The sequence below is a fragment of the Novosphingobium sp. CCH12-A3 genome, from assembly GCF_001556015.1.
Classification (GTDB): Bacteria; Pseudomonadota; Alphaproteobacteria; order Sphingomonadales; family Sphingomonadaceae; genus Novosphingobium; species Novosphingobium subterraneum.
Genome location: NZ_LSIA01000235.1, coordinates 58,343 through 74,617, shown reverse-complemented (window position 1 = coordinate 74,617; position 16,275 = coordinate 58,343). Strand labels below are relative to the sequence as shown.

At 61.7% G+C, this 16,275-nt stretch carries 14 protein-coding genes; 5 read left to right on the top strand and 9 right to left on the bottom strand.

Annotated features, from left to right (window positions below; all coding sequences use genetic code 11):
* The first annotated feature begins 162 nt into the window (after positions 1-162).
* The 3 genes from AX703_RS19300 (at position 163) to AX703_RS19290 (ending at position 7,315) form a co-directional block, all read left to right on the top strand.
* Positions 163-1,839, top strand: a complete 1,677-nt coding sequence (locus AX703_RS19300; protein WP_062346386.1) for an acyl-CoA dehydrogenase — start codon at positions 163-165, stop codon at positions 1,837-1,839.
* 59 nt (positions 1,840-1,898) lie between these two features.
* On the top strand, positions 1,899-5,375 hold the full coding sequence (gene pyc / locus AX703_RS19295; RefSeq protein WP_062346384.1) for a pyruvate carboxylase: 3,477 nt from the start codon (positions 1,899-1,901) through the stop codon (positions 5,373-5,375).
* A gap of 245 nt (positions 5,376-5,620) precedes the next feature.
* Positions 5,621-7,315: a sigma-54-dependent Fis family transcriptional regulator gene (locus tag AX703_RS19290; protein WP_062346382.1), complete on the top strand. Its 1,695-nt coding sequence runs from the start codon at positions 5,621-5,623 to the stop codon at positions 7,313-7,315.
* A 47-nt stretch (positions 7,316-7,362) separates the two neighbouring features.
* Here AX703_RS19290 and AX703_RS19285 read toward each other — a convergent pair whose 3' ends face one another.
* From AX703_RS19285 to AX703_RS19275, 4 genes are all read right to left on the bottom strand, one after another.
* Entirely contained in the window at positions 7,363-8,304 is a 942-nt protein-coding gene (locus tag AX703_RS19285) for a catechol 2,3-dioxygenase (protein ID WP_062346380.1), read from the bottom strand.
* A gap of 9 nt (positions 8,305-8,313) precedes the next feature.
* Positions 8,314-8,655 (bottom strand): 2Fe-2S iron-sulfur cluster binding domain-containing protein, encoded by a 342-nt coding sequence (locus tag AX703_RS28990; protein ID WP_369821042.1) that lies wholly within the window; start codon positions 8,653-8,655, stop codon positions 8,314-8,316.
* A gap of 63 nt (positions 8,656-8,718) precedes the next feature.
* Complete coding sequence (locus AX703_RS19280; RefSeq protein WP_062346379.1) at positions 8,719-9,276, bottom strand: aromatic-ring-hydroxylating dioxygenase subunit beta; 558 nt, start codon at positions 9,274-9,276, stop codon at positions 8,719-8,721.
* Positions 9,277-9,349: 73 nt separating this feature from the next.
* Positions 9,350-10,699 carry an aromatic ring-hydroxylating dioxygenase subunit alpha gene (locus tag AX703_RS19275; protein WP_062346377.1) on the bottom strand — a complete coding sequence of 450 codons (1,350 nt, stop codon included), beginning with the start codon at positions 10,697-10,699 and terminating at the stop codon, positions 9,350-9,352.
* Between the two features lie 325 nt (positions 10,700-11,024).
* On the opposite strand from AX703_RS19275, the gene AX703_RS19270 reads away from it, so the two are divergent.
* Entirely contained in the window at positions 11,025-11,456 is a 432-nt protein-coding gene (locus tag AX703_RS19270; protein WP_197423774.1) for an alpha/beta fold hydrolase, read from the top strand.
* Between the two features lie 9 nt (positions 11,457-11,465).
* Here AX703_RS19270 and AX703_RS19265 read toward each other — a convergent pair whose 3' ends face one another.
* Genes AX703_RS19265 through AX703_RS28985 form a run of 3 tightly spaced genes read right to left on the bottom strand, consistent with a single transcriptional unit; the run spans position 11,466 to position 13,835 of the window.
* Positions 11,466-13,025, bottom strand: a complete 1,560-nt coding sequence (locus AX703_RS19265) for an IS66 family transposase (protein ID WP_062346372.1) — start codon at positions 13,023-13,025, stop codon at positions 11,466-11,468.
* 31 nt (positions 13,026-13,056) lie between these two features.
* A complete protein-coding gene (tnpB, locus tag AX703_RS19260; RefSeq protein ID WP_062346370.1) occupies positions 13,057-13,413 on the bottom strand; it encodes an IS66 family insertion sequence element accessory protein TnpB in 357 nt (118 codons plus the stop codon).
* Positions 13,410-13,835 (bottom strand): transposase, encoded by a 426-nt coding sequence (locus AX703_RS28985; RefSeq protein WP_369821041.1) that lies wholly within the window; start codon positions 13,833-13,835, stop codon positions 13,410-13,412. Before AX703_RS28985 ends, tnpB begins: the two co-directional genes overlap by 4 nt.
* A 127-nt stretch (positions 13,836-13,962) precedes the next feature.
* On the opposite strand from AX703_RS28985, the gene AX703_RS19250 reads away from it, so the two are divergent.
* On the top strand, positions 13,963-14,403 hold the full coding sequence (locus AX703_RS19250) for an alpha/beta fold hydrolase (protein ID WP_197423773.1): 441 nt from the start codon (positions 13,963-13,965) through the stop codon (positions 14,401-14,403).
* Between the two features lie 3 nt (positions 14,404-14,406).
* On the opposite strand, the gene AX703_RS19245 is transcribed toward AX703_RS19250, so the two are convergent.
* Both AX703_RS19245 and AX703_RS19240 read right to left on the bottom strand, forming a co-directional pair.
* The gene (locus AX703_RS19245; RefSeq protein ID WP_062346365.1) at positions 14,407-15,138 is read right to left on the bottom strand and encodes an enoyl-CoA hydratase/isomerase family protein; all 732 of its coding nucleotides are present in this window, start codon (positions 15,136-15,138) and stop codon (positions 14,407-14,409) included.
* A 46-nt stretch (positions 15,139-15,184) separates the two neighbouring features.
* A complete protein-coding gene (locus AX703_RS19240; protein ID WP_062346363.1) occupies positions 15,185-16,243 on the bottom strand; it encodes an alpha/beta hydrolase in 1,059 nt (352 codons plus the stop codon).
* Positions 16,244-16,275 lie beyond the last annotated feature (32 nt).

The following is a 16,275-nucleotide window of genomic DNA, read 5'->3' as shown; positions in this document are numbered from 1 at the left end:
AAGTGGCAAGGTCCGATAAGGGACGTCCAAAGGTGACGTGCACCAGCAGTCCAATTTCGAAAGTCACCCTGCCTATCGAGGATCGATCTCTTTGGGATCGATCCTCGCCTTTTTGTCTCCTGCCGGGCGATTTTCCAATGCATTTCTCACCGAAAGACGACGATGTCCTATACCCCGCCCACATCCGAACAGCGCTTCGTTCTCCAGCATGTCGTCGGGATCTCTGAGCTTATAGAGGACATCGATCTCATCGATGCAGTGATCGAGGGTGCGGCGGCATTTGCAGTTGGTCATTATGCCGCCCTTGACCGGATCGGCGACACCGTCGGCGCGCGCTGGGACGATGGTGCGGTGACCATGCCCGCAGGCTTTCGCGAAGCCTATGCCGCATTCGTTGACGGCGGCTGGGGCGGCATTGGCGTACCCACTGAACATGGCGGGCAGGGTCTGCCCTATGCGCTGGCGACCGTGCTGATGGAAGACCTTGGCTCGGCCAACATGGGCTTCTCACTGATCAACATGCTGACGCCGGGCGCGATCGAAGCGCTTATCTCGCATGGCTCGCCGGACCTGCAGTCGTTCTACCTGCCCAAGCTGGTGAGCGGCGAATGGAACGGGACGATGAACCTGACCGAGCCGCAGGCCGGGTCCGACGTTGGCGCCCTTCGCACCACTGCCACGCCTGCGGGCGACGGCAGCTGGCGGATCAAGGGCTCGAAAGTCTTCATCACCTTCGGCGAGCATGACCTGACCGACAACATCGTCCACCTCGTACTCGCACGGACACCCGGCGCCCCTGCCGGTCCCAAAGGCATATCGCTGTTCCTCGTCCCCAAGTTCCGCCCCGGCGAGACGGGCGCACCGGGCGTATTCAACGACGTTCGCTGCACCGGCATCGAACAAAAGCTCGGGATCCACGCCTCGCCCACCTGCACACTCAGCTTTGGCGATGCCGACGATTGCCATGGCTGGCTGATCGGAGAGGAGAACGAAGGCATGCGCTGCATGTTCACGATGATGAACAACGCGCGCCTCAATGTCGGGCTTCAGGGAGTGGAGGTGGCGGAAGCCGCGAGCCAGCGGGCATCCCGTTATGCCCAGGAGCGCGTTCAGTTCGGCAAGGCGATCATCGAGCAGCCCGATGTCCGCCGCATGGTGCTGCGGATGCGCGCTCTGACGCAGGCGGCGCGGGCGCTGGTCTATTTCGCGGCAGGCTGCGCAGACCGCGCGCACCGCGGCGACACCAGGGCGGCGGCGCGGCTCGACCTGCTGACCCCACTGGCCAAGGCCTGGGGCACCGATATCGGTTGCGAGGTCGCCAGCCTTGGCGTGCAGGTTCACGGCGGGATGGGCTTCGTTGAGGAAGCCGGTGCGGCACAGCACTATCGCGACATCCGCATTGGCCCGATTTACGAAGGCACCAATGGCATCCAGGCTGCCGATCTGGTCAACCGTAAGCTGGACCTGAATGGCGGGGAGACCCTGCGTGGGCTGCTTGCCGAAATGCGGAGCGAGTGCGCAGGAGAAACTGCGCTGGCCGCTCTCATCGAGGCGGTGGAGGCCACGGCGAATGAGCTGATGGCTGTTAGCCGCGAAGATCGCCTGGCAGGCAGCTATCCGTTTCTGACCATGCTTTCGGTCGCTGTCGCGGGTTGGCTGATGCTGCGTCAGATGAACGCTGCAGCAAAATTGGACGCCAGCGATTTTGCAAGCCTCAAGCGCGCATCCGCTCGCTTTTTTCTCGATCAGGTCGTGCCGGAAGCGCTGGGCTTGAAAGCAGCCGCGACGGCCGGCGCGGTGCTTCTCACGCAAATCTCCACGCGCGCGCTCGCGGCATAGTCCATCCGGCGACCACGCCGGGACACCGGCCGGGTGCTGCCGCAATCAGGTGCCAGTGTATGACTGTTCCTCATTTCCGCAAGATCATGGTCGCCAACCGCGGCGAGATCGCCATTCGCATCTTCCGTGCGGCAACCGAGCTCGGAATTCGCACGGTCGCGATCTACGCGGAGGAGGACAAGCTCTCGTTGCATCGCTTCAAGGCGGACGAGGCCTATCATCTGGGGGCAGGCGGCAAGGGGGCGATCGGAGCCTATCTCGACATAGCACGGATCGTCGAGGTTGCGCGCGACGCGGGGGTGGATGCGATTCATCCGGGCTATGGTTTCCTTTCTGAAAATCCCGCGTTCGCCGAAGCTTGCGCTGCGGCGGGAATCATCTTCATCGGGCCGCAACCCGAAACGATGCGCCGGCTCGGTGACAAGGTTTCGGCCCGTCATGTCGCCGTTGGCGCAGGGGTGCCGGTCGTGCCGGCAAGCGAGCCATTGCCGATGGACGAGGACGAGGTGCGCCAGATCGCGCGGGAGATCGGCTATCCGCTGATGCTGAAGGCGAGCTGGGGCGGCGGCGGACGAGGCATGCGGCCAATCGAGAACGAAGATGGGCTCATCGAGGCGGTCCGTTCGGGCCGGAGCGAAGCCAAGGCGGCTTTCGGGCGCGACGAGGTCTATCTTGAGAAGCTCATCCGCCGCGCCCGCCATGTCGAGGTGCAGCTGCTCGGCGACAGCCACGGCAACCTGTTCCATCTTTTCGAGCGCGACTGTTCCGTTCAGCGGCGCAATCAGAAGGTGATCGAGCGGGCGCCCGCTCCCTATCTCGACGATGCGACCCGCTCCGCCTTGTGTGAGGCGGCGCTCAAGATCGGGCGCAGTACCGGCTATCAGGGCGCGGGCACGGTCGAGTTTCTGATGGATGAGGCTACGGCCGCATTCTACTTCATCGAGGTCAACCCCCGCGTCCAGGTCGAGCATACCGTCACCGAGATGGTAACGGGCATCGACATCGTGAAGGCGCAGATCCGCATCGCCGAAGGAGGAAAACTGGGCGATACGGAAGAGACCGGAGTACCGCCGCAGGAGGCGATCGCGCTGAATGGCCATGCGCTCCAGTGCCGCATCACCACAGAGGACCCGCAGAACAATTTCATTCCCGACTATGGCCGGATCACCGCCTATCGCGGCGCATTCGGCTATGGCGTGCGGGTCGATGGCGGCACCGCCTATTCCGGCGCGATCGTCACGCGCCACTATGATCCCTTGCTGGAAAAGGTGACGGCCTGGGCGCCGACGCCGGGTGAAGTGATTGCGCGAATGACCCGCGCGCTCCGCGAATATCGCATTCGCGGCGTGGCGACCAACCTTGCGTTTCTCGAAAACGTCCTCACCCACGCCGACTTTATCGCCAATCGCTATACCACTCGCTTCATCGATGAGACGCCCGGGCTTCTGGAGATGAGCAAGCGCCGCGATCGCGCAACGAAGCTGCTGAGCTACATTGCCGACGTAACCGTAAATGGCCATCCCGATGTCGTCGGCCGCGCAAGGCCGCGTGCCGATTTGCGTCCGCCAGTTGCGCCATCCACCTCCGGGCCCATTCCATCCGGCGCCCCCGAAGGCACGCGTCAGATCCTCGAACGCCAGGGCGCTGCGGGTCTCGCGCGCTGGATACGGGCGCAGGAGCAGGTGCTGCTCACCGACACCACCATGCGCGACGCGCATCAGTCGTTGCTCGCGACCCGCATGCGCACTGACGACATGGTGCGGATCGCGCCCGCCTATGCAAACACGCTGCCGCAGCTGCTCAGCCTCGAGTGCTGGGGTGGCGCGACTTTCGATGTCTCCATGCGTTTCCTGTCGGAAGATCCTTGGGAACGGCTCTTCGCCATCCGCGAGGCTGCGCCAAATCTGCTCACGCAGATGTTGCTGCGCGGGGCCAACGGCGTCGGCTACACCAACTATCCGGACAACGTGGTGCGCCGTTTCGTCGCCGAGGCGGCCAAGGGCATCGATATTTTCCGCATCTTCGACTGCCTCAACTGGACCGAGAACATGCGCGTCGCGATCGACGCAGTGGTGGAGAGCGGCAAGCTGGCGCAAGGGGCACTCTGTTACACCGGCGACATACTCGATCCCGACCGGGCGAAATACGGCCTCGCTTACTATGTCGACCTTGCCCGTGAGCTCGAGGCAGCGGGCTGCCAGATGCTGGCGGTGAAGGACATGGCAGGGCTGCTGAAACCTGCGGCAGCGCGCGCGTTGTTCAAGGCGCTGCGCGAGGCAACCGATCTGCCGATCGCCTTCCACACCCACGACACCTCTGGCGCAGCGGCGGCAAGCGTGCTGGCGGCGGTCGAGGCCGGAGTTGACAGCATCGATGCCGCGATGGACGCCATGTCGGGCACGACCTCACAGCCCTGCCTCGGTGCAATCGTCGAGGCGTTGCGCCATGCCCCCCGCGATCCGGGGCTCGATCCGCGGGCGATCCGCGCGATCAGCTTTTACTGGGAAGCCGTGCGCGGCCAATATGCCGCCTTCGAGAGCGACCTGCGCTCGGGCGCCTCGGAGGTCTATCTCCACGAAATGCCCGGCGGCCAGTTCACCAACCTCAAGGAGCAGGCGCGGAGCCTTGGACTTGAGGCGCGCTGGCACGAAGTCGCCAATGCCTATCATGAGGCCAACCTCCTGTTTGGTGACATCGTCAAGGTCACGCCCTCCTCGAAAGTCGTGGGGGATATGGCGCTGATGATGGTGGCGCAGGACCTCGGCCGCGCCGACGTGCTGGACGCTGCGCGCGAGATCTCCTTCCCCGCCTCGGTCGTGGAAATGATGCGCGGCGACCTTGGGCAACCGACGGGCGGGTGGCCGGCGGACATCCAGAAGCGCGTGCTCGGCGATGCCGTGCCCAATACCGTCCGTCCGGCAAGCCTCCTGAGGGAATTGGACCTCGACGCCGAGCGCGAGCGGGCGGAAGCGGTCTGCACCCGTCCGCTGAGCGAGCGCGAGTTCGCCAGCTTTCTCATGTATCCCAAGGTGTTTATCGCCTTTGCCGAGGCTGCCGATCGCTTTGGTCCCGTCTCCACCTTGCCAACGCCGGTGTATTTCTACGGCATGGAGCCCGGTGAGGAGATCAGCGTCGCGATCGAGCGCGGTAAGGCGCTGGTCATCACCCTGACTGCGATCGGCGAAACCGAAGACGACGGCACGGTACGCGTCTTCTTCGAGCTGAACGGACAGCCGCGGATCATCATGGTCTCGGACCGAAAGGCGAGTGGCGCGCGGCCCCGCAGGCGGATCGCCGAGCCAGGAAACGAAGCTCACATCGCTGCGCCAATGCCTGGCGTGGTCGTAGCCGTCAGTGCCAGCGTCGGCCAACAGGTCAATCCGGGGGATCGTCTTGTGGTGCTGGAAGCCATGAAGATGGAAACCTCGATCAACGCCCCTTGTCGCGGGATAGTCAGTGAAGTGCTGGTCGGCGTGGGAGACCTGGTGGAGGCCAAGGATTTGCTTGTGGTCGTGGAAGCGCGCGAGCGGCGCTGAGCGGTCCTTGATCGCGTGAAACCTGAGGCCATGCTTCGCTTGCACCTGCGTTCCCGCGCCAATATGTCCTGTTCGGCAGGGCCTGGATGGCGCCAGGCCCATTGTGCCGCAAGCCTATCGCCAGCGCAGGCACGCCACTCGACAAATTTGTAGATTCCGCACATATTTGATCAAGATCATGCTCAAGCCCGCAATCCGACGGTAATCAACTCCCTGCTCAATCCTTGAAAAAAAGGAATGGAAAAATGGGAGAGGAAAATCTGATCGAGAAATTCGCCCTGCTGGACAAGCTCAGGGTCGATTTTTCGCGCGGTGATATCTGGCTCGAAGAGAGCCGCATGTCGCTTGTCCACGCCAGCGCGATGGGAGAGCTTCGCAAGGCGCTCTACGAGGCGCTGGGGGTAACCCAAACCCGCCGGATTCTCGTCCGGGCGGGCTATGCCGCCGGACAACGCGATGCCGAAGTCGCACACAAGATGCTGGACAGCGGCGATGCGATGGACGTCTTCAGGATCGGACCGGAGCTCTTCTCCTTCGAAGGCAATGGAAGGGTCGAAATCGTCGGCAGCACAATCGATTGGAACGCCGGAATCTTTCGCGGTGAGGTTGTTCGCACCGTCTCCTGGGAAGCCGAATCCTATATTCAGCAGTTTGGATTGAGCCACGAGCCCGTCTGCTGGTCGCTTGTCGGACATGCCTCCGGATACACCAGCAGATTTCTCCGGCGTTACATCGAATTCCGCGAGGTCGAGTGCATCGGCAAGGGCGACAGTTGCTGCCGACTGGTCGGCAAGCCGGCCGAGGAATGGCAACAGGATGGAGATTGCACCGACTATTTCGGGGCAAGCGAGCCTGCATTCGACAAGCCCAAGAAGGTGCCGAGTGCGCCAAGGCTACAAGCGAGTCCATCGTGCAGTGGCCAGCCGGACGAGCCGGTTGGCACCTCGCAGGCATTTCGGTCGGCCCTTGATCAGCTCAGGATAGCCGCGAGCGGGCCGATAAATGTTCTGCTGCAAGGCGAGACTGGCGTCGGCAAGGAACTTTTCGCGCGATGGCTACACGCGAAGAGCGACCGGGCCAATGAACCATTCGTCGCGGTGAATTGCGCAGCGATCCCGACCGACCTGATCGAATCTGAATTATTCGGGGTCCAACGGGGCGCCTATACGGGTGCCACGATGGACCGGGCCGGCCGTTTTGAGCGCGCCCACAAGGGCACCATCCTGCTCGATGAAATCGGCGACCTTCCCCTCTCCGCGCAGGTCAAGCTCCTGCGCGTCCTGCAGAACGGCGAAGTCGATCGCCTGGGTGATTGCAAGACGACGCAGGTCGATGTCCGTGTCGTGGCGGCGACCAACGTCGATCTGATGCGGGCGGTGGAAGAAGGCCGCTTCAGGCCGGATCTCTATTACAGGCTGTCGCCCTTCACCGTCACCATCCCCCCTCTGCGCGAGCGCAAGAGCGACATTCCGATACTCGTGGCAAGCCTGATCGCGCGGTTCGAGAAACGCTATCAAAAGCGGTTGAGAGGTATCTCGGATCGGGCGATGGACATGCTCATATCGCACTCCTTCCCGGGTAATGTTCGTGAACTCGAAAATCTGGTGGAGCGAGGGGTTCTCGTCGCCTCACCCGACACCTGGATTGAGGTCGAGCATCTGTTTGCCGGAGGACGACCGCCTTATTCCGATGGCTTCAGGGTCGATCGCCGGGGCCAGTTCTGCATGGAAACCAGCCCTGCGCTGCAGCAGGCCTATGATCAGCTGATCGAGACCGACCTTTCCCTCGATGCCCATGAGCGGGCGCTGTTCGGTTTGGCGATGAAACGCTGCAGCGGTAACAAGACCAAAGCCGCCCAGCATCTTGGGCTGACGCGGCGCCAGTTCACCTACAAATGGAAGATGATGGAGAACAGGGAAGCCTCAGGCCTGCCAAACTGAAACGGCGGTCGGCCGGCCACCGGCCCGCCGACCGCAGCATGTCCGTCCTAGCTATAAACCTCGACGAAGGTCCGATCTTCACCTCCGAGGAAGAACAAGCCGCGGTCGAGTTGGTCCTCCGTCCACGTCACCAGCGGACGATCGGCCGTTGCAAGATAGCCCAGCCCCGCGAATGTCTCGTTCCGGTTGCCCGACGGGTCGAACATATAGAAGGTCGCTCCGCGGGTCATGCCATGTCGATTGGGCGTAAGGCTTGGCTGCTTTTTGCTTTTGGCAACGATATCGGCGGCCCGAAGGATGCCATTCCAGTCGTCCAGAAAGAACGCGATATGATGCAGCCCGGAACTCGGGCCAGGCACGCAAGCAATGTCATGCGGCGTGTTTGTGCGGGTGAGGAAGGCCGCGATCATTACCGAGCCATCCGGCCCGCCCAGGCACTGTTCGGTCACCTTGAAATCCAGCACGTCGCGCAGGAACGCGGCATTGTCGGCAACGGTGTTGAGACCGCGTGCCGGATCGAATTCGCAGACCAGGGCAAGATGGTCCAGCCAGTGTGCACCGATGCCATGGATGCTGTCCGGCCAGGGATCGGGGTTGAGATTTCCGACGTCGGTGCCGAGGCCGTCCTTTTCGGCAAACAGGATCATCTGGTGTCCGCTCGGCAATCGAAATGCGACGGTCCGGCCGCAAGCATGGAGGCTGCCCGCCGGCAGATGCTCGACGTCCGCCCCGCTGCTCGCGATGCGGTCGGCCAGTGCATCAAGGTCCGCGTCCGCCGCGACCTTGAAGGCAATGTGCGTCAGCCCGGCGCTGTCCGACGGTTCGAGAATCAACGAATAGGCATCCCATTCGTCCCAGCATTTGAGATAGGCCTTGCCGTCGCTCCCTCGCGCGATCACCGTCATGCCGATTACGTTGACATAATGCTCAATCGCCTCGTCGATGTTCATGACCCTGAGTTGGACATGACCAAGTCGCAATACAGACATCCAAACCTCCTATTGTTTTTCGATATCGCTCGCCCCGACCGGACGTCCTGAGAGACGCAGGAGACTTTCACCCAGCTCGATGACCAGATCGCTGGCCGAAGCAATTCTGCAGGCCAACACGCGCGCTGGATCAGGGCCGCCGACTGCGAGCTTGCTCGCGCTCATCGGTCCGAGCAGGACAACTTCTCCCGCAATCAATCGCACCGCGCACAAGCCGCATCCCCCCTGTGCGCAGCCTCGCGGAGAACGACGCGAGAGCAGTGAGCGAATGGCGGCATAAACGCTGGCGCGCCCATCGGAACCGACCGACGTGTCGAGGCCACGAACATGAATTCTGAACGGGTGCCGCATTTCGGGCCAGACGATGGCATCGGGGTCGAAAGACCGGGACACGAGCGTCTGGCCCTTGTGCGTTCAGAAGAAGACGCTGATATTGTTCGCCAGCACCGTGGCCTGGTCCAACAGGATCGTTCGCGTCGCGATCGTGAAGCCCAGATCGGTATTGGCGACCCGCAATACATCGCGCCGCTCACCGACGAAAAAATCGGTCTGGCGTTCCTGGCGATTGCGATAAACGATGAAGGCCGAGCTCACCGCGAAGGTGTCGGGATCTCCCCCTTTCCGCACAATCACGTTCGAGACGGTGTGCCTGGTCCTCGAACCAGGATTCTCGCACCAGCTAAGATCGGATGTCGCCTTGCGAATGCGTCCGCGCATCGTGTTGATATCGTCATCGAAATGCGCGAAGGCCCCCTTCTCATAGAATTCTTCGGCGGCGTTCCTGCGCGTCTGGTTCCGCCGGATGGGCATATAATAATGCATATCCTCGTCGAACAGATCGAGCCATTCATCATAGAGGCGGCTGTCGAGCATCGCCGCCTCCGCATAGTAGAAGTGCTCGACATGATGCTGCGTTTCGGCATCGACGATATGGCCGAGGCGGCGGAACGTTTCTGCAAGTAAGGTCGTCATAAGCTGTCTTTCAGAGCTGTGGCCCGCGGTGCAGACATCGCAGCACCCGCAAGGCCATCACGGGTGAGAAGCGTCAAGCGGACGGTGCCAGCGTCGACCAGGAAGGCTCGGTCATCATGCGCCGCCATTGCGCATAGAAGCCCCGAGCCGATTCCTCGGCATAGACGTTGGAGATGATGCCGGGATAATCGGGGTGATCGGTCCTCGAGTGGCCGAGTCCCATCTGCGCGTTCAGCACCTGGGAACGCGCGACCGCACCGCGCAATACGCGCTGGATTTCGACCCAGTTGTCGCCATCGTCCTGCTCAAAAACACCGCCGGCCGAGAAGGTGCGGACCGTCTGTTTGCGGAACTCATCCTTGATTTCTTCCGGTGCGTCGGCAGGCACGATCACGAAAATCCAGGCTTCCGTTTCATTCGGTCCGCGCGGCTGCCAGGTCCTGACCGTATTGATGCCCGGCAGGAACGAGCATGTCGGGAAGATCGTCATATGCTGGCCCATCGGACTGCGGCCGCGGTGGACGCCGCCAAGCCGCTCCGATGCCTTTTCCGCAGCCGCCCCCTCGGTCCAGTATTTGGTGATCTTCGGCCCCATGATGGCTTCGAGAATGCCGGGCTGGTCGACATAGAAGCCCGTGCCGTGACCGCCCCATTTCGAACGGAACTGCACACCATAGTTGGGGATCTGGGCATCACCCAGGTCCATTTCAGGCGGAAGTCCGGCGAGAACGCCCGAAAGGTGCGAGACCGTTCCGGCGTGATACATGTCGCTGCAGAACTGCTCGGCCGCGAATTTCCAGTTGCAGGGCAGCACCCACTTCTGAATGCCGATCACAGCTTCGGTGCCGGCTTCGGTCCGGTCGAGCATATGGTCCATGTAGGGCATGGCATCGCTCAGATATTCGACCAGCGTCGGCGCTTCGCGATCCCAATTTGCGAACACGAGCCCCTTGTAGGTCTCCACGCGCGCCTGGATCGGGCTCCACCGGGCCTTGTCCAGTTCGTTGTAATAGGCGTCCTTTTCATAGGGAACATTCACCAACGTGCCCCCGATATCGAACGCCCAGCCGTGATAGCTGCAGGTAAACGACTTGGCATTGCCGCCGTCATCGCGACAAATCCGCATGCCGCGATGGCGGCACTGATTCAGAAAGACCTTGATCGACATGTCCTTCTGGCGAACGACGACGACCGGATCTTCGCCCATATAGGCGGCAAGGTAATCGCCGGCTTTGGGAATGTGGGTTTCGTGGCAGAGCAGCAACCATGAGCGAGCGAAGATCTGCTCGAGCTCAAGCTGATACAGTTCATCGTCGGTATAGATACGCGGATCGATATATCCTTCGGTCTCATTCACCAACGCCAGGATATCGTCGGTCTTCCACGACGTAGGTCGGCTTTTGACGGATCCACACTTGCCCATAGCTATCCACTCCATCCTAATTGAATCAGTCCTCGAGGTTGTCCGGCCCCAATGGCTGTATTTTGAATAGAGCAAGCCGCGTGCCAAAATGATCTTGACGCATTCCCAGTATGTTAGGTGATCTCAGGCTCTGCGATGATGGACATTTTTGAACGCCGGAGGCGGCAATCGACAAATTTGTCCACTCGGCGGCTTTCGAGGTGCCGCAATTCAGATCACAACAGAAGAACTTCTATGGCAGGCTATTGGCCCAATAGAAAAAATGGCAAAAGCGGTTTAACCAGGGCTTGTCATGCAAGTACGGCATGGAACCGGGGACCAGTATATGATCGAGCATATTAATGTCTCAATAGATGGCGCTACAATTCACGTCGCGCGCTGCGGGCAGGGACCTGTGCTGTTGCTGCTGCATGGATGGCCCGAGTTTTGGCTGACCTGGGAACCTCTCATGCGACGGCTGGCGGACCGCTTTACGGTGGTGGCGCCCGATCTGCGCGGCTTTGGCGACAGCGACAAGCCGCTCGGCCGGTTCGGCGCAGCCGAGCATGCCGGCGACATGATCGGGTTACTCAACGCGCTGAGCATAGAAAAAGCAGGAGTGGTCGCCCATGATGTGGGAGGAGCGGTTGCGCAAGAACTGGCGCGAAAGGCCCCGGAACGCATTTCCGGTCTTTTCCTGTTTAACTTTGTCTATCCCGGGATTGGAAAGCGAATGGCTGAGCCAGATCGTCTGATCGAGATCTGGTACCAATCGTAAGCGGTGTTCTCAGGCCACGGCGGTCCACGGCATGAGTTCGCCGACGGAGTTGGCTGGATGACCGCAGGCTAGTTTGGTGAGGGTCTCAGTCAGCCATGCATGCGGGTTGATATCCGAGATCTTGCAGTTCTCGATCAGCGTGGCGATCACCGCCCAGTTATCGCCGCCTTCGTCGGAGCCGGCGAACAGCGCGTTCTTGCGATTGAGGGCCAGGGGTCGGATCGATCGCTCGACGGTGTTGGAATCCAGCTCGACACGGCCGTCGTCGAGGAACAGCGACAGCCCGGGCCAGCGAGTGAGCGCGTAGCGGATGGCATCTGCAAGCTTGCTCTTGGCGCTGACCTGCCGGAGGCGTGCTTCGAGGTAGACGTGCAGGTCATCGACGATGACGCGGGCCCGTTTGGCGCGCACGGCGCGGCGCTGCTCCGCGGAGCTGCCGCGAACCTCGTCCTCGATCGCGTAGAGCATGGCGATCCGGCGCAGCACCTCGGTCGCCACCGGCGACTTGTCTGCCAGCTCGTAGAACTTCCTGCGCACGTGTGACCAACAGAAGGCGAGTTGAATCTGCTGCCGCCGCTTGGCGAGCGCGGTGTAGCCGCCATAGCCATCAACCTGCAGGATGCCGGCGAAGTCTCCAAGATGGGCTTCAGCCCGCTCGCCCTTGCGATCGGCGGCATAGACATAGGCCACCATCGGTGGATCGCCGCCACCCCATGGTCGGTCGTCACGGGCGTAAGCCCATAGCTGACCGGTCTTGGTCCGTCCGCGCCCTGGATCGAGCACCGGTGCGGTGGTCTCGTCGGCAAACAGTCGCTCCGATCGTCGCAATCGCTCGAGAATATGGTCCCGTAAGGGTCGCAGATACCATGCTGCCCGCCCAACCCAGTCCGCCAAGGTGGATCGATCGAGTTGGATGCCCTCCCGGGCGTAGATCTGAGCTTGGCGGTACAATGGGAGGTGGTCGGCATACTTGGCGACGAGGACCTGCGCGATGAGCGCCTCGGTGGGGACGCCGCCCTCGACGATCCGCGCTGGCGCCGGAGCCTGCACGACCGCACCCTCACAGGAGCGGCAGCCATACCGCGGACGGCGCGTGACCAGTACGCGGAAGGTGGTCGGCACGACATCGAGACGTTCAGCTATGTCTTCGCCGATCTGGTGGAGGGCGCTGCCGCAGCATGGGCAAGCTTGGTGCTCAAGATCGACAACCTGCTCGATCCGCTCCAGGTGTGCGGGCAGCGAGCCGCGGTTGGCCTTGCGCGTTCGCTCGCCACCGGCCTTGGTGACCGCTGCTTCACGGGCTGCGCGGGCCTTACCAAGTGCCGTCTCTACATCTTCCAGGCCGAGCTGGAGCTGGTCGGGATCCAGTTGCTCGGACCGCGCGCCGAACCGGTGACGCATGAACGCATCGATGATCGACTGGAGCCGCTCGATCTCCGCATCGGCCTCGCTCTTCGCGAGTGCCAAATCTGCGGCAGCGGCACGTTCGGCTGCCACCAAGCGGACCTGTTCCAGCGCGAACGCACGGAGCGCTTCGACGTCCTCGGGAAGGTCCGCATCGATGAGCATGGAAGCAGTGAATCAGCCTAAGAATTCCCCGTCAACCGGCAATCTGTGGCGCGATCGGACGGCGCCCGCCGTGTACCCGGCGCCAGTCCAGACCCTCCAGCAAGGCGGCGAGTTGAGCGGCGGTCAGCCGCATCACACCGTCCTGGACCCCCGGCCAGCGAAAGCCTCCTTGCTCGAGCTTCTTGGCCATCAGGCAGAGGCCAGTGCCGTCCCACCACACCAGCTTAACCCGGTCCGCCCGCTTCGCCCGGAACACGTAGATCACGCCTGAGTAGGGATCGCCGCCGTACTCCTTGCCGACCAGCGCGGCGAGCGCGTCGGGGCCTTTGCGGAAATCCACCGGGCGCGTGGCGACCATCACTCGCGCACCGGCACCAGGTCCGATCATCGCGTCGCCCGGAGCGCTTCGATCACCGCAGCAATCAGGCTCGCTTCGGCGTCACGGCCGATCTTCACCGCCACTCCATCGATCTTCAACTCGACGGCTGCCGTGCTCGTTCGCCGTCGGCGCCGCGGACGACGTGTGGGAGCCGGATCGGCTGCATCAACCGCATCAATCACGGCAGGCACAAAGACAGGCGCTTCCGACCGTCGCGTCGCTGGAATGAGGCCCTCAGCCTCGAACTGCTTCCGCAGATCCCGCCGCCAGGCATAAACTTGCGACGGGTCCAGTCCGTGCCGACGCGCGACGGCGCTGACACCTTCACCAGCGTAGCACTCGGCAACGATCGAGGCCTTCACCTCGGGCGGCCAGTCCCGCCGCTTGCCAGCGCCCGTGAAAACCTCAAATCGCTGCGCGCTCTTGCTCACAGGATCATCACCCGAGATTATCATAGTAGCAGCGCGCCCCAGTCCATCAGAACACAAAGACTCGGCGCTGCTTCCTACAACCGCAAGGTGGGGTCAGGGCTCCGCTTACTACCAATCCTTCAACCAGATGGATTTTGCGGCCCGGATTATAGGCGCCAGCCGCGAAGGATGCGGCGCGTACATCGGCTATTTTCTACGTCATTGGGCGCATAAAAAGGACGCCTTTGACGATGTGCTGGAGGCCTTCGTCGATAATTTCATGAAACCGGGCAATCTGGATGGCGGCTTCGCCCATTATCGCGCTTCGCATCAGGGGCGGATTGCGATGATGAAAGGCGAGGCTCCCGCACTCGATCCGATTGGGATTCCGACCTGCGTGCGCTGGACTGAAGCCGATCCCCTCTTCCCTTTCGCATGGACCGATCGCCTGGCAGAGACCTTTGCCGATCTCGACCTGGCGATGTTTCCGGCCGCCGGCCATTTTCCACACCGCGAAGATCCCGAACGAGCTTCAAGGGAGATTGCAGCGTTCTTTGATCGCATAGGATGGGGCCATCCAACTGTGTGAGATTCATCCTTCGCGGAATTTCTGGGTTTTAAGCCTGAAGAATTCCGACTCGAACAACTCATCAAAGAGGTGAGCCAAATCCTTGTCCTCACCAAGTTTATGGCTTTTTATTCCTACCTTCAGCGCGCCTATGCTTTGGTGAGAAAAGTTGGCGATATTCCCGCAGAGCCGAAGGGCTTCGTCGAGCGGAGAATCATTCAATATTTCCACCAATCCGACATCCCTGGCCTCGGTGGCGGAGATCGGCTCGGCAAACAGCAGAAGACGAGAGGACTGCCCTCGCCCAATTGCTTCCACCAACCTTGCGATGTCGGTAGCGGGATACGAAATGCCCAACTTCGCCGGCGGCACGCAGAAGGTCGACCTGGGTGAAGAGATCCTGACGTCGCAAGCAAGGGCGAGCGCGACACCGGCGCCAAAGCACGGCCCGTCGATCGCGGCGACGACAGGCATGGGCAATCCCGCGAGCCCCTCGATTGCCGCCGTCATGGCCTGTCGAAACTCCGGTCTCGCCTTCTTGTCATCGGCCAGAAGTGCCAGATGCTTGATATCCGATCCCGAACAGAAGGCCTGGGGGGAAGCCGAACAGACTATCGCTGCCGTACAATCGGCTTGCGAGATCTGCTCCACGCTTTCCGCCAGCGATCGCCAATCGGCGGTTGTCAGCGCATTGCGCGTTTCCGGGCGTTCCAGCACAATGCATGCGACCCGCTCATGCCAACGTATAGAGATCATAGAAACCCGTCATCCATGGCAAGTTCAAACAGAAAAAGGTCAACGTCTATTGGGGCAAGCCGCGCACGCTGTGCAGGAATTCGAGAAGAATTGAATTTACTTCACCGGGCTTTTCCTGCTGAATCCAGTGGCCAGCTCCGCTCACAATCCGGCTTCCCATCCAGTTGGACATATGCTGGTCGGCTTGGGCGATGGCATCTGCGCCCCAATGTGTACAAACATCGAACTCGCCGCCGATGAACAGGGATGGGCTTGTGACGGAGCGTCCGGCGAATTCCGCGAGATCGCGCCAGTTGTTTTCCATGTTGTGATAGTAGCTGAGCGGCCCCGAAAAGCCGCTCATTTGCAGCGTGTCGACGAAGACATCCAGATCGGCTTCGGTGAACCAATCGGGCCAGATCTCGGGCATCGCAAACTGGGCCCGCATGGTGGTGCCGGGCGTCAGGCACATCGGACTTGCACGAATGAACTCTACCGGGTCATGGCCATCCGGCGAATATCCCGCCGCGGACAGGGCATCACCGGAAACCGACCAGGTAATGCCTCCGACCCAGCCCCTTACGTCAGCCTCGATCTCATCGATAATGTCGGTCATTTCGGCGAAACGAACCTGGTAAAAATCCTTATCCGGCCCTGAAATGATCCGGTCTATCTCGCTTGGCGGGCGTTCTCCGAAGGGATTGCCGGGCAAGGCGACCTGGCCGCGCCCGGAAAATGGAACCGCGATCCCGACTACGCCCGCCACCACCTCGGGATGTAGCCAGGCCGTGGTCCAGGCGACCACCGAGCCCCAATCGTGACCGACCAGGACGGCGGTCTTTTCACCCAGCGCGGCAATCAGCCCCACCAGGTCGTCGACCATGCAGCCGATCCGATAGCTGTCCGTCCAGGCGAATTTGGACGACGAGCCATAGCCGCGCTGGTCAAGGGCGACGACCCGGTAGCCCTGGCGGGCGATGGCCGCGAGTTGATGCCGCCATGAATACCAGCTTTCGGGAAAGCCATGGACGAGGATCACGAGCGGCCCCTCTCCCATCTCCACACAATGCAATCTTACGCCGCGTACATCGACGAACTTATGAAAAGGCGTGAAGTCGTTCAGCATGGATCCGTTCCTCTTTGCTTGAGCCTGCCTGC

Coding starts and splice junctions, on each gene's coding strand:
- AX703_RS19300 (WP_062346386.1), top strand. CDS start 163: ATGTCCTATACCCCGCCCACATCCGAACAGCGCTTCGTTCTCCAGCAT.
- pyc (WP_062346384.1), top strand. CDS start 1,899: ATGACTGTTCCTCATTTCCGCAAGATCATGGTCGCCAACCGCGGCGAG.
- AX703_RS19290 (WP_062346382.1), top strand. CDS start 5,621: ATGGGAGAGGAAAATCTGATCGAGAAATTCGCCCTGCTGGACAAGCTC.
- AX703_RS19285 (WP_062346380.1), bottom strand. CDS start 8,304: ATGTCTGTATTGCGACTTGGTCATGTCCAACTCAGGGTCATGAACATC.
- AX703_RS28990 (WP_369821042.1), bottom strand. CDS start 8,655: ATGCGGCACCCGTTCAGAATTCATGTTCGTGGCCTCGACACGTCGGTC.
- AX703_RS19280 (WP_062346379.1), bottom strand. CDS start 9,276: ATGACGACCTTACTTGCAGAAACGTTCCGCCGCCTCGGCCATATCGTC.
- AX703_RS19275 (WP_062346377.1), bottom strand. CDS start 10,699: ATGGGCAAGTGTGGATCCGTCAAAAGCCGACCTACGTCGTGGAAGACC.
- AX703_RS19270 (WP_197423774.1), top strand. CDS start 11,025: ATGATCGAGCATATTAATGTCTCAATAGATGGCGCTACAATTCACGTC.
- AX703_RS19265 (WP_062346372.1), bottom strand. CDS start 13,025: ATGCTCATCGATGCGGACCTTCCCGAGGACGTCGAAGCGCTCCGTGCG.
- tnpB (WP_062346370.1), bottom strand. CDS start 13,413: ATGATCGGACCTGGTGCCGGTGCGCGAGTGATGGTCGCCACGCGCCCG.
- AX703_RS19250 (WP_197423773.1), top strand. CDS start 13,963: ATGGATTTTGCGGCCCGGATTATAGGCGCCAGCCGCGAAGGATGCGGC.
- AX703_RS19245 (WP_062346365.1), bottom strand. CDS start 15,138: ATGATCTCTATACGTTGGCATGAGCGGGTCGCATGCATTGTGCTGGAA.
- AX703_RS19240 (WP_062346363.1), bottom strand. CDS start 16,243: ATGCTGAACGACTTCACGCCTTTTCATAAGTTCGTCGATGTACGCGGC.